Annotated in this window: 14 protein-coding genes; 1 reads left to right on the forward strand and 13 read right to left on the reverse strand. The window is 31.4% G+C overall.

Features of this window, described 5'->3' with window-relative positions:
* Window positions 1–57 precede the first annotated feature (57 nt).
* The 13 genes from HY951_04935 to HY951_04995 form a co-directional block, all read right to left on the reverse strand.
* Window positions 58–1,341 carry a hypothetical protein gene (locus HY951_04935; protein MBI5539382.1) on the reverse strand — a complete coding sequence of 428 codons (1,284 nt, stop codon included), beginning with the start codon at window positions 1,339–1,341 and terminating at the stop codon, window positions 58–60.
* A gap of 415 nt (window positions 1,342–1,756) precedes the next feature.
* A complete protein-coding gene (locus HY951_04940; GenBank protein ID MBI5539383.1) occupies window positions 1,757–2,437 on the reverse strand; it encodes a Crp/Fnr family transcriptional regulator in 681 nt (226 codons plus the stop codon).
* 182 nt (window positions 2,438–2,619) lie between these two features.
* Window positions 2,620–4,002, reverse strand: a complete 1,383-nt coding sequence (gene hemG, locus HY951_04945; protein MBI5539384.1) for a protoporphyrinogen oxidase — start codon at window positions 4,000–4,002, stop codon at window positions 2,620–2,622.
* Window positions 3,986–4,915, reverse strand: coding sequence for a ferrochelatase (hemH, locus tag HY951_04950; protein ID MBI5539385.1), 930 nt, complete (start codon window positions 4,913–4,915; stop codon window positions 3,986–3,988). The genes hemG and hemH overlap by 17 nt, the downstream gene beginning before the upstream one ends.
* The gene (gene hemN, locus HY951_04955) at window positions 4,912–6,291 is read right to left on the reverse strand and encodes an oxygen-independent coproporphyrinogen III oxidase (protein MBI5539386.1); all 1,380 of its coding nucleotides are present in this window, start codon (window positions 6,289–6,291) and stop codon (window positions 4,912–4,914) included. Before hemN ends, hemH begins: the two co-directional genes overlap by 4 nt.
* A 7-nt stretch (window positions 6,292–6,298) precedes the next feature.
* Window positions 6,299–7,324 carry a uroporphyrinogen decarboxylase gene (locus tag HY951_04960; GenBank protein MBI5539387.1) on the reverse strand — a complete coding sequence of 342 codons (1,026 nt, stop codon included), beginning with the start codon at window positions 7,322–7,324 and terminating at the stop codon, window positions 6,299–6,301.
* A gap of 73 nt (window positions 7,325–7,397) precedes the next feature.
* Window positions 7,398–8,690, reverse strand: coding sequence for a glutamate-1-semialdehyde 2,1-aminomutase (gene hemL / locus HY951_04965; protein ID MBI5539388.1), 1,293 nt, complete (start codon window positions 8,688–8,690; stop codon window positions 7,398–7,400).
* 96 nt (window positions 8,691–8,786) lie between these two features.
* A complete protein-coding gene (gene hemB / locus HY951_04970; protein MBI5539389.1) occupies window positions 8,787–9,779 on the reverse strand; it encodes a porphobilinogen synthase in 993 nt (330 codons plus the stop codon).
* Between the two features lie 4 nt (window positions 9,780–9,783).
* Window positions 9,784–10,560: a uroporphyrinogen-III synthase gene (locus tag HY951_04975; protein MBI5539390.1), complete on the reverse strand. Its 777-nt coding sequence runs from the start codon at window positions 10,558–10,560 to the stop codon at window positions 9,784–9,786.
* On the reverse strand, window positions 10,553–11,482 hold the full coding sequence (hemC, locus tag HY951_04980; GenBank protein MBI5539391.1) for a hydroxymethylbilane synthase: 930 nt from the start codon (window positions 11,480–11,482) through the stop codon (window positions 10,553–10,555). The genes HY951_04975 and hemC overlap by 8 nt, the downstream gene beginning before the upstream one ends.
* Window positions 11,475–12,893 (reverse strand): glutamyl-tRNA reductase, encoded by a 1,419-nt coding sequence (locus HY951_04985; protein MBI5539392.1) that lies wholly within the window; start codon window positions 12,891–12,893, stop codon window positions 11,475–11,477. The genes hemC and HY951_04985 overlap by 8 nt, the downstream gene beginning before the upstream one ends.
* 156 nt (window positions 12,894–13,049) lie before the next feature.
* Complete coding sequence (ccsA, locus tag HY951_04990) at window positions 13,050–13,853, reverse strand: cytochrome c biogenesis protein CcsA (protein MBI5539393.1); 804 nt, start codon at window positions 13,851–13,853, stop codon at window positions 13,050–13,052.
* An 8-nt stretch (window positions 13,854–13,861) separates the two neighbouring features.
* The gene (locus HY951_04995) at window positions 13,862–15,067 is read right to left on the reverse strand and encodes a cytochrome c biogenesis protein ResB (protein ID MBI5539394.1); all 1,206 of its coding nucleotides are present in this window, start codon (window positions 15,065–15,067) and stop codon (window positions 13,862–13,864) included.
* 167 nt (window positions 15,068–15,234) lie between these two features.
* Here HY951_04995 and HY951_05000 point away from each other — a divergent pair, with 167 nt between their 5' ends.
* Window positions 15,235–15,822 (forward strand): YceI family protein, encoded by a 588-nt coding sequence (locus tag HY951_05000; protein ID MBI5539395.1) that lies wholly within the window; start codon window positions 15,235–15,237, stop codon window positions 15,820–15,822.
* The last annotated feature ends 39 nt before the right edge of the window (window positions 15,823–15,861 follow it).

The raw sequence follows: 15,861 nt of genomic DNA on the forward strand, positions 1-15,861 counted from the left end.
GTATAAAAAAAGGGTTGCCGTATGGCAACCCTTTTTTGTTATTTTTTAAGCAATAGCTTACCAAGCAGAAAGTGAATTGGTTAATAAAGTTGTAACATAGTTTGTATTGTGAATACCTAAACTATATTCTCTTAAAGCTAACTGGAAGTTAATAATTGTTCCCCACTGAGCATTTGTTAAACTTGGGAAACGATCTGTAGTTCCAGATGTCTTATAGAATCCACCAGGATTTGAAGAAGCATTATAGATGTTTAAATAACCATCATAATTGCCAGTTGATAAACCTAACCATAAGTTAGTTTCAGTAGCATCAACTTGTAAAATTGGATTTGTACCGTTACCTAAAGTGTTAATTTTAGTAGCTAACTGATCTAATAAAGATTTAATAGCAGCTTTTGTTCCAGTATAATCAGTGTTTGTTGAACTCATTCCTGTATGGCAATCAGTTGTATTACAACCGTTGAAATTTCCTTTAGCAACAAATGTATGTCCACCTGAACCATTTAATCTTGTAGCCATGTGACAATCCTGACATGAAGCATTGTTTGTATGGAATGAATTTGAATAACCAGTACCAAATTCAATACCACCCATACCTGCATAAATAGCTCCAACTGAACCGTAATGGTTTCCAGATCTGAAACTTAAAGAAACTTTATTTGTTGAACTTGTGTATCTGCTGTAGAAAGTATCGTTTGGAGCAGAAACAAGAGCAGCATAATCCATTACATTACCTAAACCTGTTGAAGTTGTAGAAGTAGTAATTGGACGAGGTTGGTGACATTTAACACATAAGTTACTGATACCGTTATCAGCTGTTAAATTGATAGTTTTTGAACCACCATACATAGTCATTGGAACAGCAGCTGTTGTTGTTAAAGCTGGTAAATCTGTAGAATTATAAGTAGTATGTAAGCTACTATGACATGTGAAACAAGAAATGTTTCCAATAGCATTTGCTTGTGGTACTGTATATTGATTTGAATATGTTGTTGCACCTGTAGCAATTACGAAAGTTGCAGGTGTGTTATTAGCACAAACATATTTAAATCCTTCAGATTCGTGACATGGTGCACATTCTTGTCTACCTACTTCTTCTTCAGCAGCTAAACCTGTAAAATGTTTTGAGAAGTCATACTCCTGAGCAATAGCTTCAACTACAGTAGCGTTGTGGCAAAGTTTACAAGTTTCGTTTGCGTCAACACCGTCTTGTCCGGCTGGTCCTTGTGGTCCCATTGCACCATCAACGCCGTCAGCAGGTTTTTTACAACCTGTAAAAACTAAAATTAGCATTAAAGTTGCTACAGCAGTAATGCTTAAAAAAATGTTTGTTTTCTTCATAGAATAAATGTTTATTAGTGAATATTAATTTTAAAATTTCTTTCGAACAAATATAAATAAGTAATAATATCTATTTAATATTTAATAAAGTAATTTGTGCGGAATTATTATGATGTTTAGCGCATAATGGTCAGTATAAGCCATGATATATACGACTAAAGTCGCAACAATACGTGTTAAAAAACACAATATGTATAATGATTGTGTTTTGGAATGCGAATAGTAATGCTCGTAATATACTGGAATGTAAATGTGTATGTGATCAAAAGTTCAAGAGTATTGTTAGATTATGCTATTTAATTATGAATGGCTAATAATTAAACATAGAAAATCATTCTTTTAAAAATTCAAAAAATATCAGTTAAATTTCTTCTTAAAAGTCTTTAATTGTTAAAAAAAATTAATTCAAAATTAACTATCCGTTATTACTTATTTGGGCAAGTTTTTCTAAATCTAAAATTGTAATAACATTATTATGTATTTTTATAATCTTTTCGTTATCAAGACTTTTAAGTACTCTCGTTGTTGTGTCTTTAGACATTCCTGTCATGTCAGCAATATCATACTTTGTTATTGAGAGCGTTATAGGATTAGTTTGATATATGTCATTATATAAATATAGTATAGTTTCAGCTATTCTGCCATTAACCTGTTTTTGAGTAAGGCTAATAAATTTATTATAATATTGCATAGAATGAATGCAAATACTTTGAGTTAGCAAATCGTAAACTTTTGAGTTTTTGCGAGCGATTTCTTTATATGATTCCAAATCGTAAAAATAACATGTACAGTCTTCGATAGCCATTACTGAAAATTGATGTTGACTACCAACATAAGAAGCTAAAACACCAATAATTTCATTGGGTTTAATTAGTCTGATAATAAGGTTCTTATCGCCATAGCCTTCAATGTAAGATTTTGCAAGTCCAGTAGTTAGAAACATTAACTGAGCTGTTTTTGTTCCTCTTTTGAAAATTACTTCTCCGGCTTTATAACTTACTTCGTATTTAGTTTTTTCAAGAAGATCAAATTCTTTATCAGTCATATACTGAAATACTTCCGGAAGATTGGCTAAAGATCTTTTTCTCGAATTCATTTTATTGATAAATCATATATTGCCAAATTTATAAAAAAAAATAATAGGATGAATATAAATCGTAGTTAAAACGATATAAAATGTGAAAAATACGTTAAAAGCCAAAAATATTTTCGTTATTTAAGCAAATATGAATTTGATTTTTTATGAAATCAGTAAGGTAATAGAGATGAAAATTGTTGTTATTCTTTATTTGTTGCCCTTTTTGCAAGTTCTTTACCCTGTTTAATTCTATCAGCCATGCCAATACCATCTTTAAGATTTCCGCCAAAAATTAATCCCGGATATTTATTTTCAAGTGTTTTAATCTGATTAAAACGCTCTTCTGATTCAATTCCGTATTGTGGAATTGCACCTTTATGCCAGTATAATTTAAATAATGAAGGGTTAAATTTTGAAGGCTTCATTAATTGCATAAACTCTTTTTCAATTATGGTTTTTATTTCTGTTTCTGATTTTTCGAAAAGATAGTTTTTACGCATTCCTCCAATAAACATTGTGAATAATGTTCCATTCTCAGGAGTTCTGTTCATGAAAAGTGTAGACATAAAAAGTACACCAAGCACATCACGGTTTTCAACAAAAGGAATAAGACCGCCAAAACCTTCGGGATTAAAGCCGTCCCAATTTTCGAAACCTAAAACTACTTCAACAACATTTGCATATTGTAATGTCGTAATTGGAGCAAGAGTTACCTTATCTAAAAATGTCAAGTAGTTATCTAATTCAAATGCTCCTGTAGTTGTAATTAACTTATTTGATTTAATTGTAATTTCTTTTCCTTCCGAGTTTTTTAAAGTTGTAATATATTTTCCGTCGGTATAATTTATTTGTAAATCAGATGAACCTAAAATAAACTTATCTGTACCTGCTTCTTCATAAAGTGTATTTATTAATACTGATAGACCACCTTTTACAGAAAACACTTTTTTAGTGGCTTTCATTTCTCTTTCGGTTTTCTTTTTAAATCCTTTTTTTATTGAACCACCAATAAAACTGCCATATTCCTGTTCTAACTTGTATAGTTTTGGCATGGCATGGCGGGTAATAAGAATTTTAGGATCACCAGAATAAACACCCAGAATAAAAGGATCAATAGCGTAATCTAAAAAACTTTTTCCCATTCTGCGAAGTACCATCTGTGCAAGGCTTTCGTTTGGGTCCTTACCACGTGAGCGAAACGGTTCTCCAAGAATTCTGAATTTATCTCCTGTAGTAAAAAGGGGGGTGGTAATACCTTTCCAGATACCAGATGGCAGTGGTTCCCATTTACTGTTTTTAAGAATAAATCTTTTATTTACGTTTTTTCCAGGAATATCAATCTCACATTTTTTTCCTAGATCTTCAAATAATTCTGCAACCTCAGGTTGTCCAACTACACCAGTGTTTGGACCGGTTTCTACAATATATCCATTATGTTTTTCAGTTTGAATAACTCCACCAACTTTATCTTTTTTTTCTATTACTATAAAATCTGCTTTCTCTTTGTTTAAATAATATGCAGAAGTTAGTCCTGTTAACCCGGCACCTATAATTACTATGTCTTTTTCAATATTTGAGCTCATAAACTATATTTTTAATCATCTCTGTAAATGATGTATGTATTGCTGGGATTTTTACTCTTGATATGTTAATTTTTATTTCATTCTTTATTGTTGGTATAATCTGATTATCCAGATCATAAAGAGTTTCAAGATTTTCACTAACAAAACTTATAGGAATAATTACAATTTCATTTTTATCTTTTAATGCTAATTCTTTAATCGTTGTTATAGTATCTGGACCTAACCACGTTTTCGGATTCATGCCTGATTGATACGAGACTTTGTATTCTAATCCCAAAGAGTTTGCAATTAATTTTGCTGATTCCTCTATACCTTTTTGATAAGTGTCTCCTTTTTTTATAAAAGAAACCGGAATTGAATGTGCACTAAAAAGAAGTAGTGGATTTGTTAAATTATTCTCTTTGTTATGAAATGAAATAATGTTGTTCCAGAATTCTATAAAATATTTATTAGTAAAAAATTCTTTGGCAACTTTAATTTTTATTTGCGGAAAATTGTTTTTAATTTTCTCAATATCAAAAGCTACACTTTCAGTTGTTGTAATACTTGCTTGTGGGTATAATGGAATTGCAATAATGTTTTTAATGTTTTCATTATTAAATTCCGAAATAGCTGTTGAAATAAATGGTTCAGAATAGGAATATGCAGCTTTTACTTTAAATGATGTTCCTAATGTGTTCTGTGTTATTATAACTAATTTATCAGTATCTTTTTTAATAGGAGTGCCTCCAATTATTTGGTACCTGCTCCACGATTTTTTATAACGCGTACTACTAATGTAAAAAGATAAAAGATTTCTGATAATGTATGGTGCTGGAATTATGTGCTTATCAAGAAACATGAGTCGTAAAAACTTTTTTACCTCCAAAGGACTTTCTGGTCCACCCATGTTGATAAGCAAAACACCGGTCATATTGTTTTTGAATATTTGTCGCCTTCAGTGTTTAACTGAGGATCAAAAGCCATAGCAATATTTCTGACAATTAACATTCCGGTTTTGCTAACATTTATTCCTTTGTCTGTAATAGTTAATAATCTATCATTAACAAATTCCAGAAGTTTTTCTTCGTTATAACCAATAATCGATTTTACTTCATCTCCAGTAATAAAAAAACGTTCGCCAATTTCAGTGAAATCAACAACACCATTGCACATTGTTTCATCAATTACTTCTTTACAGATTTGTTCATTAAAACTTAATGAATAACCTCTTTCAACAGCTAATCCTTCTGCTTCGATTCTTTGCATGTATTTAGTCAAAGATTTTTCATTCTGGCTAAAACCGCCCCATAGCTGGGTTATTGAAGAACAACCAAAACCATAAACCTGTCCTGTTGTCTCCTTTGTGCAGTATCCCTGAAAATTTCTATGTAGTTGTTTCTCACGCAATGCTTTTGAAAGATCATCGGTTGGTTTTGCATAATGGTCTAATCCTATTTGTTCGTAGCCACTATTTGCAACAATATCCATTGAGGAAAGAAACATAGAAAGTTTTTCTTCAGGAGTTGGTAAACCTAATTTTTCAAGATTTTTTTGTTCATCCATTACCCATGGAACATGAGCATATGAAAATGTTACTAGACGGTCAGGTGATAGTTCTATTGCTTGTTTTATTGTATTGTTAAAACTTTCTACAGTTTGTCCTGGTAGACCATATATAAAGTCGTAGTTAACTCCTGTGAATCCTGCTTCACGTATAATTTTTATTAATTCGTTATGTGGAAGTTTTGAGTGTAGTCTGTTAACACAATCCAGAATTTTTGGGTTAAAATCCTGAATTCCTATGCTGATTCGGTTAAATCCGGAATCTCTTAAAAAATGGATTTCATTATAATCAAGATAAGCAGGATTGCATTCAATTGCAATTTCGGCAGTATTACTAATTTTAAATAGACTGCGAATCTCATTCATTACTCTGTTAATGTGTTCGTGCCTGATAGAGTTTGGAGTTCCGCCGCCCCAATGAATCTGTGTAACTTGTCTGTCTTTTGTGTTAATGTGATTTGCTATTGAGTGTATTTCTTTTATTAAGCAATCAATATATCTTATAACAACTTTCTCACTTTCAAAAAGTGTAGTGTTACAACCGCAAAAATGGCAACGTTGTGAGCAAAATGGAATATGAATATAAATCGAAATATTTTCGGGTCCTACAGTGTTAGATTCTTCAACGTGAGCTAATAAGTGATTATTGTTATATTTATTGTGAAAAAAATTAGCTGGCGGATAACTTGTGTATCTTGGTCCCGGGCGATTATATTTTAATAATACTTGCTTTTTGTTTTCCATTGTAATATTATCTTTTCCAGTTTGCGGATTTTATCCAGTCTATAGCATATTTTGCATTTTCAAAAGGAGTGTTTGGAAGTACTCCGTGACCTAAATTAAATATCCATTTTGTTTCTTTGCTTCCAAAATCAATATAAGTTTCAAGTTCTTTCTTTAAAACTGCCGGTGAAGTTAAAAGTAAGCGAGGATCTAAATTTCCTTGTAATCCAACTTCTGATCCAACTTGTTTGCGAACTTGTGCAATATCAGCTTGCCAGTCGATGCTAACAACGTCTGCAATATTGTAATTCATATCAACTATTCCGTTGCCAATCCCTTTTGGGAAAAAGAAGAATGGTGTTCCTGTTGCTCTCACTGTTTTTCCGATTTTTTCAACAGCTGGAAGGAAAAGTTTTTTATAAATAGGATAAGGAATTAATCCTGCATGGGTCTCGAAAAGCTGAAATGCTTCAACTCCACTTTCAATTTGTTTTTGTGCATATACCTGAGATATTTCTACTATCATATCAACAAGTTTTGCAGTTAATTCAGGTTGCTCAAAAATGAATTTTGTTGCATCAGGAAATTCATGATTAGAACTTAAACCCTGAATCATATAAGATAAAACAGTTAATGGTGCACCACAGAAACCAATTAATGGAACTTCTTTAGGTTTACTTTCATTAATTATTTTAATTGCTTTGTAAATATATTCAAAGAACGAAGCATCAGGATGCAAGTGTTCCAAAGGATTTGAAACTTCTTTTAATGGTTTTTCAAAACGTGGGCCTTTGTCGGAAAATTCTACTTTTAATCCCATAGCCTGAGGAACAACAAGAATATCTGAGAATAGAATTGCAGCATCAACACCTAAATCATCAACAGGAAGTAATGTGACTTTTGCAGCTAATTCCGGTTCAAGCATTAATTCGCTGAAAGTATAAGTTTCGCGAAGTTTAAGATATGATGGCAAAACTCTTCCAGCCTGACGCATAAACCAAACCGGTGGACGTTCACATTTTTTTCCTTTTACTGTATCTAAAAATATTGACATTTAAATGATTGTTTAATGTTAAATGATTAATGAAAAATGTTCACTGTTAATTGTTATATGTTTCTTTCTTTTGTTACAACTGTTGCAAAGCTTTAAGGTTAGCTGCTAAAAGTGTGTTTAAATCTTCTTCAGTATGTGCTTCAGAAATAAACATACTTTCAAATTGAGAAGGTGCAAGGTAAATTCCTGATTCAAGTGATAAATAAAAGAATTTAGCATATTTATCTTTATCGCTTGTCATCACTTCATCAAAAGAAGTTAATGTATCATGTTTATCATTGAAGAATAAAGTCATCATAGAACCAACGCGGTTTACAACTCCTTTTACTCCTGCTTTTTTAAGATTTTCGATAAAACCTGCTTCAACTTTAGCTGCTTTTTGTTCTAGCTTTTGATAGAAGTCAGGAGTTGAATTTAAATAGTTTAATGTTACCAAACCTGCTGACATTGCTAATGGATTTCCAGAAAGTGTTCCTGCCTGATAAACTGGTCCAAGAGGAGCAAGCATATCCATAATGTCTTTTCTTCCACCATATGCACCAACTGGTAAGCCACCGCCAATTATTTTGCCTAATGTTGTTAAATCAGGTTTTACATTATAATATTCCTGAGCACCACCTTTTGCAAGACGGAAACCAGTAATTACTTCATCAAAAATTAATAATGCTCCGTATTTTGTTGCAATTTCACGAAGTCCCTGAAGAAAACCTGGTGCAGGTTTTACTACACCCATATTTCCTGCAACTGCTTCAACAATAATTGCAGCTATTGCATCTTTATGTTCAGCAAACAAACGCTCAACTGATTCTAAGTTGTTATAATCTGCAGTTAAAGTATCTTTTGCAATAGATTGTGTTACACCAGGACTATCAGGAAGTCCCAAAGTAATTGCACCTGAACCTGCTTTAATTAAAAAGCTATCACCATGACCATGATAACATCCTGCAAATTTTACAATTTTTTCGCGTTTTGTATAACCACGTGCAAGACGAATTGCGCTCATGGTGGCTTCTGTTCCTGAGTTTACCATTCTTACCTTTTCGCAGGAAGGAACCATTTTACAGATTAATTCAGCCATCTCTGATTCCACAATTGTTGGAGCACCATAACTGGTTCCGCGTTTTGCTGCATCAATTAATGCATTTAAAATCATATCAGGACAATGTCCTAAAATCATTGGTCCCCATGAGCCAACAAAATCAATAAAAGAATTGCCGTCAATATCTTCAACTCTTGAACCTTTTGCTTGTTTTATAAATAAAGGAGTTCCTTTAACACTCTTAAATGCTCTAACTGGTGAATTAACGCCTCCTGGAATACTTTCACATGCGCGTTGAAATTCTTTTTTACTTTTATCTGTTATCATTATTTCTTTATTTAAAAAGTACTTAAAATACTTAAAGTTTAGAGTACTTAAAGTACTTTAGGCACTTTAAGTATTTAAGGCACTTTATGAACTTTTTTATTTTTTATCTCTTAGGTATTTAGCAATATCCTTTGCAAAATATGTAATTATAATATCTGCACCTGCTCTTTTGATTGATGTTATAATTTCCATCATTACTCGTGTTTCGTCGATCCAATCGTTTGCAGCAGCAGCTTTTACCATAGAAAATTCGCCACTTACATTATAAGCAGCAACTGGCATACGGAACTCCTGTTTTGTGCGATAAATAATATCTAAATAACTCATAGCAGGTTTAACCATTACGATATCTGCGCCTTCTTGTATATCAAGAGCTATTTCTCTCATTGCTTCGTCGCTGTTTGCAGGATTCATTTGGTATGAAGCACGATTTCCAAATTTTGGAGCACTTTCAGCTGCATCTCTAAATGGACCATAAAAACCAGAAGCATATTTTGCGGCATATGACATAATTGGAATTTTCAAAAATCCGTTTTCGTCAAGAGCTTTTCTTATAGCTCCAATTCTACCGTCCATCATATCGCTAGGAGCAATCATATCTGCACCAGCCTGTGCTAAAGAAACTGATTGTTTCGCAAGAATAACAAGTGTTAAGTCGTTGTCAACATCACCATCTACAATTGGACCACAATGTCCGTGAGTTGTATATTCGCAATTGCATACATCAGCTACAATGTACATTTCTGGAAGTTCTTTTTTTATTGCACGAATTGCTTGTTGAACTATTCCATTATGTTCACAAGCAACACTGCCATCCTCGTCTTTATGTTCTGGAATTCCGAATAATAATACTGATTTTACTCCTAAAGAATAGATTTCTTTACACTCTTTAACAATATTGTCAACTGATAATTGAGAGTTGCCAGGCATTGATTTAATTGGATTATTTACGTTAGTACCTGGACAAACAAACAAAGGCATAATTAAATTATCAACAGAAACTGAAGTCTCATTAACCATGTTACGAACAACACCATTATAACGAAGTCTGCGTAATCTTGTTTGTGGAAAAGAAGCTTTATAATTCATAATATTAAGATTTTGGTTTATAATATGTTTTTATTTCTTGAACAATTCCTTCAATATTTGACTGTTTTGCTGTAATCACTGGTTTTACACCATATTCGTTCATTGTGTTAGTTGTTGATTTCCCTATGCTTACAACTCTTAAATTTTTGATTTTAATACCGTGATTTTTTAGTGTTTCTGCAAAATTAGAAAAACATGACGAACTTGTGAAAATAATCAGATCATATTCATCATATTTAATCTTTTTTATAATTTCCAGATCTACAGTTTTTGGGTTAGAATTTTCGTAGCAATCTATTCTTGTTGTAATAGCATAGTTTTTAAGAGTTTCTTCAATTAAATCTCCCGCTAAATTTCCAAGTAATAAAAGTACGTTAGAATTTTTTTCAATAATATTTTCTTTTAATTCAGTCGAAAAAATTTCTGCAAGATTACTTTCACTTATATAACTAGGCTTAATTCCATTTTTGATAAATTCGTTTGCAGTTTTTTTTCCAATAACTGCGGTTTTTAAATTTTTAGGAAGTTCTTTTTTCCCGGTAAGGTCGAAGTGTTTTTTCAGAAAAAACTGAACACCGTTTTTACTTGTAAAAATTAGCCAGTTAAATTTATAAATATTTAGAATAGTGTTTTTTTCTTGCTCGGTAATCTCTGCTTCTGTAACAGAAATCATTGGAAAATTTAAAATAATTGCACCTGAATTGTTCAGCGCTTTTTCAAATTCGGGAAAACTTTCAGTTGGCTGTGTAGATATTAGTATTTTGTTATGAAGATCACACATTCAGATCAAATAAGTTAATATTTTGCTTTTGGCAATCTTCAAGAAGAGTGTCTGCCATGCGTTTAGCCATTTCTGATGCTTTGTCAATGGTAGTCTCTTCAACTTTTCTTAAATATTTTCCGGTAGTAAGTTGCCCTGCTAAAACATCAAGAATAACTTTATTTCCGGAAACAGTTGCATAAGCTGCAAGGGGGAATTTACATCCACCTTCAATAACTGCCATAAATACTCTTTCAGTTTTTACAGCAATTTCTGTTGCTTCATCATTAATTTTTCTGACAGCGTCAATAGTTCTTTTATCATCGGCACGACATTCAATTGCAATAGCACCCTGACCAACAGCCGGTAATAAATCTTCAACAGAAAGAATTGCTGATTTTGGAAATGTTTTTCCTAATCTGTTCATTCCTGCAGCTGCTAATATTATAGCGTCATATTGATTTTCTTCTAATTTGCGAAGTCTTGTATCGATGTTCCCACGGAGGTCAGAAAACTTGGCATCTGGACGAAGTTTCATTAACTGAATAATTCTTCTTGGGCTACCTGTTCCGCATTTAAAACCTTGTGGCATGTCAAATATTGACACATTGTTATTTGTCAGAAAAAGATCATTTGTAAGTTCGCGTTTGGGAAAACAAACTAATTCTAATCCGTTAGGAATATTGCTTGGAACATCTTTTAAACTATGAATTGCCAAATCGGCTTTGTTTTCTAAAAGAGCATTTTCAAGTTCTTTTACAAAAACACCAGTTCCACCAAAGCTTACTAATGGTTTATCGGTAACTTTATCACCCATAGTAGAAAACTGAGTGATTTCAAATTTGCTATCAGGATTTTGTTTTTGAATTGCTTCAACAGTTTGCTCTGTTTGTGTTCGAGCAAGCAAGCTTCCTCTTGTAGCTACAATAAAAGTATTATGCATGATGATGATGAAGATGTGGATTAGGTACGTGAGGATTTTGAGGTTTTTCTGAGCCGTGTGGGTGTTGTGGACTATGAGGATTATGTGGATGTTGTTCTCCGTGCGGATTAGGTGTGCCGTGTGGATTAGCAGGGTGGTTTAAATGTTGATTTATATTTACGTTAAAAGTTTTCTTTAAAGCGTCGCCAAGATGATGAAGATGAGTAGGGTCGGTAACTTCTTTAAGGTTTAACATGATTGTTTTAATTAAAGTATCTGAATAACTATCCATCATATTTTTTATGATTTCCTTTTGTGATTCAGTTAATCCAGATAGTTGAGAACTATATGTTTCAACCAATCTGTCTTTAATAGAATTAAATTCTCCTTTTATTCCTCTCATTACAGGAACAATTGATTGCATATTATACCATTCGAAGAATTTTCCTTCAACCTCTTTAATTATAACTTCTGCTTTAATAATTTCTCTCAATCTTTCTTCGCGGCTGGTATCAATAATCTTTTCCAGATCATCTACTGTTTTTAAGAAAACATTTTCATTTTTACCTAAAGCAGGATCAATATTTCTTGGAACTGAAAGGTCAATTAAAACTACTTTTTTGCCATTAGAAACATTTAGTTTTTCAAGATCTTCATTTTTGATAATATATTCCTGTGAACCTGTTGAAAAAATAATCACATCCTGTTTTGCATAATGTTCATCTTTAACATCGTAGTTTACAAAATGTGCATTAAATTTTTGAGCAAATTCATCGGCTTTATTATTTGATCTGTTTGTTACTGTAATATTACAATCAATCTTATTTGTAAGATTTGTAGCCACTAAAGTTGAAACTTCACCTGCACCAACAAGCATTACATTTAGCTTTTTATCGTTTGGATATGTTTCTTTAATAAGATTTACTGCTACAGATCCAACAGAAATAGCACCTTTACCTATCCCTGTTTCGGTTCTGACTCTTTTACCAACAACTGTTGCCATTTGAAAAAGCCTATTGATAAACTCTTTAGTACAATTTAAACTCTGTGCTTTTTCATATGCATTTTTAACCTGACCAAGAATTTCATATTCTCCTAATATCATGGAGTTTATGCTTGACGCTACTTCAAAAAGGTGTTTTACAGCTTCTCCACAATTTTTTTTGTAAATATGAGGTAGGAAGTTTTCCTGAGGAATTTTATGGAAGTCACTTAAGAATTTTATAATACTTTTAAATGCTATATCAGTATTGTTTGCAACAGCATATATTTCTATGCGATTGCAAGTTGATAAAATTACGCATTCGTTAATGTCAGGATAAGTAAGTAATACTGGAAGAGCAATGTCGAGTTTTTCTGATGAGAAATATAATTTTTCTCTGTCATCAACTTGTGTGGTTTTGTAATTAATTCCTACTAATACTGTATGCATTTTATGAAATTTTAGACAAAAATATAAAAACTTCTTGTATCTGTCCTATTAAAATCAGACCATAAATATAAAACATGTTTTAAAACACATAACTATATGCAGATGTTAATAAACATTAAATATAGAAAAGTAGATATGTTGAAAAATTATACATTTTTAACCTTGGGAATATGTGTGAACACTATTGGCAGCGGTAGGAAGATAATTAATTCCGAACCAGCAAATCATTAAAAAAAGAAATGCAAGTGATAATAACCAAAGGGGAGTTTTTTCTGCTTTACGATTAAAATATCTGTAGTGAATGTATAATAAATATAGCAGCCATGTAATAAAAGACCATGTCTCTTTTGGGTCCCATGTCCAGTAACTTCCCCATGCCTCTTTTGCCCATAAAGCCCCGAATAACAAACCGAAAGTAAGAAATGAAAAACCTATGTAAACTAAATTGTCAGCATAAGTAATAATTATATTGTCAAATCTTTTTTTATAAGCCAATATAAGCCCTTTTATTGCAAGCAAAGTTGCTGCACCTAAAATTGCATAAGCAAAAATATAAACTATTACATGCGGAACAAACCAATAGCTTTGTAATGCAGGCATTAGTGTTTTTTGAAAATTTTCGGGATGTATTAAATTTACCGCTAAAAACAAAATCGATAACAATATGCTAAAAGTAATACTCCATTTAACTTTCCATTTATAGTACATAATAGTTCCTATTATCGAAAGAAATAATGAATACCATAATCTTGTTTCACCTAAAGTGCGCATTGGTGCTCTTTCAAGCTTAATCCAAAGAATACTGATAAAAATACTTAGTGAAAAAATTCCCAGTAAAACAAATGCATTCCCAATATTAACAATTAATTTTTTATCTGAAAATAATGAAAGTATAACACCAATTATCCATATTATTATTACAGGTAATGCAATATATTTGAAGTTTAATATTAATTCCATGTATAATGTTATTTTCGTTTTACCTGCCAGAATAATAAAACTGCTCCTGCTATTATCATAAAAATTCCAGTATAAACAGCATATAACCAATTATCTTTTACTGCCTCAATTCCAGAATAAGTTGACCATCTGCCTTTTTCCAATTCATAGCTTGTTTGATATAATTCCCATTGACCTATTTTAAAAGGCTTATTTACTTCAATAAGTATTGTTTTTTCGATATTATTTTCATTTGTTATTTTTAGAATTGAGCTAAATCTCTTTGGTTGAGGTATTGTAAAATAAGCCGAAATGCTATCATTTAATTTTAAATTTTTTGCAGGAAATTGTAGATTCTGGCTTGATATCCATCCTGAGATTGAATCATTAGTTTTATTGTTATAAACTGTAATAAATGCTGCAGGCGAAGAACCCTCAATATCCATTGGCGTATATGAATTTTGATTATGAAATGCAGAATTATAAAATGTGTCTACTTTAATTTTATAGTTGGAAATATTGATTAATGTGCCTTTTTTTATATTCTTTGTTATGCTGCTCTCTGTTATAGTCTCTTTTGTTTTATTGTTTATTAAAACAATTTCAGGGTTATAATCTTCAATTTTAAATTTAATAAGTTCAATAGTAAAAGGTAGTTTGATTGTTTCATCTGTTTTAGTGTTGTTCCCGGTATTTGTTTTTATGTTGTAATAAGCAGGAATATAAACTCTTTGCATGTCGCTAACTCCAAGCGAACCACTAACTAAAATAATCCATAAACCTGCATGATTTAAAAAGAATGAAAAATTTTTAAAAGTAAAAGGAGATAATCTTTTTATTGTAACTAAACCTAATATAATTATTAATTGTAAAGAGCATAGAAGAAATTCCCAGCTTGAAGCAATGTGTGAGAATCCTACGATTTCTAAAAATTTATTTTGATTATTTATTTGAGGAATAAATCCCATTATTAAAATAATTCCAGTGTAAGTCGATATTGCAGAAATTGCTGCAGGAACAGATGAGAGCCATTTAACAAAACTGTTGTCTTTAGAAACATATAATAATAGAATTATTAAAAGTATTAATCCGCCAAGAAATAAATTTATTGGAAAAGGAGGGGGGCTTATACCATTTCCTTTATTTATTGTTTCTATTAATACTCCAATTAGAAACATAATAATGGAAACAATAAAACTCTGTTTATATGACCATGGAAGCTTCCAGAAATTCATTCGTATATTTTTCTCAAAAATAGTAAGAAAAATATAAATTATTGCTAACAATGTTCACAAGTAGTATTATTAATAAAAAATGTTAAAATCAGAAAAATAAAAATAATATATGTTGTAACGTATAAAGTTATGACGTATATTTGTGCCATAATTAAAAATTTAAAACAATGAAAACAATAAATTTATTCTTTGTAGCAATGTTTATAGCATTTGCAGTAAATGCACAATCAACAAAATGGGAATTTGACGGTGCTCATTCATCGGTTAATTTTAGTCTTGAGCATATGGTAATTTCTGAAGTTACCGGACAGTTTACAAAATTTGAGGGAAATGTTTTTAGCGATAAACCTGATTTTTCAGATGCTAAAATCAATTTTGTAATTGATGCTACAAGTATAAATACCGATAATGAGATGCGTGATAAACACTTGAAGAGTGCAGATTTTTTTGAAACTGATAAATTCCCGTTAGCAACATTTAAAAGCACTTCATTTAAAAAAGTTGATGCAAAAAATTACAAACTTACCGGTGATTTTACAATGCATGGTGTAACAAAATCGATAACTTTAGATGTAATTTATGGTGGAACAGCTGTTGATGGATACAAAAACACAAAAGCTGGTTTTAAAATTTCGGGTAAATTAAATCGTAAGGATTATGGTTTAAACTGGAGTTCGTTAACAGAATCTGGTGGTTTAATGGTTGGTGAAGATGTTACTTTTACTTGTAGAGTTGAGTTAGCAAAAGCTAAATAATAAATTTCACTGATTCATTGATTGAAAAATTCAATTTGT

The sequence above is a fragment of the Bacteroidia bacterium genome (assembly GCA_016218155.1).
In the GTDB taxonomy this organism is placed as follows: Bacteria; Bacteroidota; Bacteroidia; order Bacteroidales; family GWA2-32-17; genus GWA2-32-17.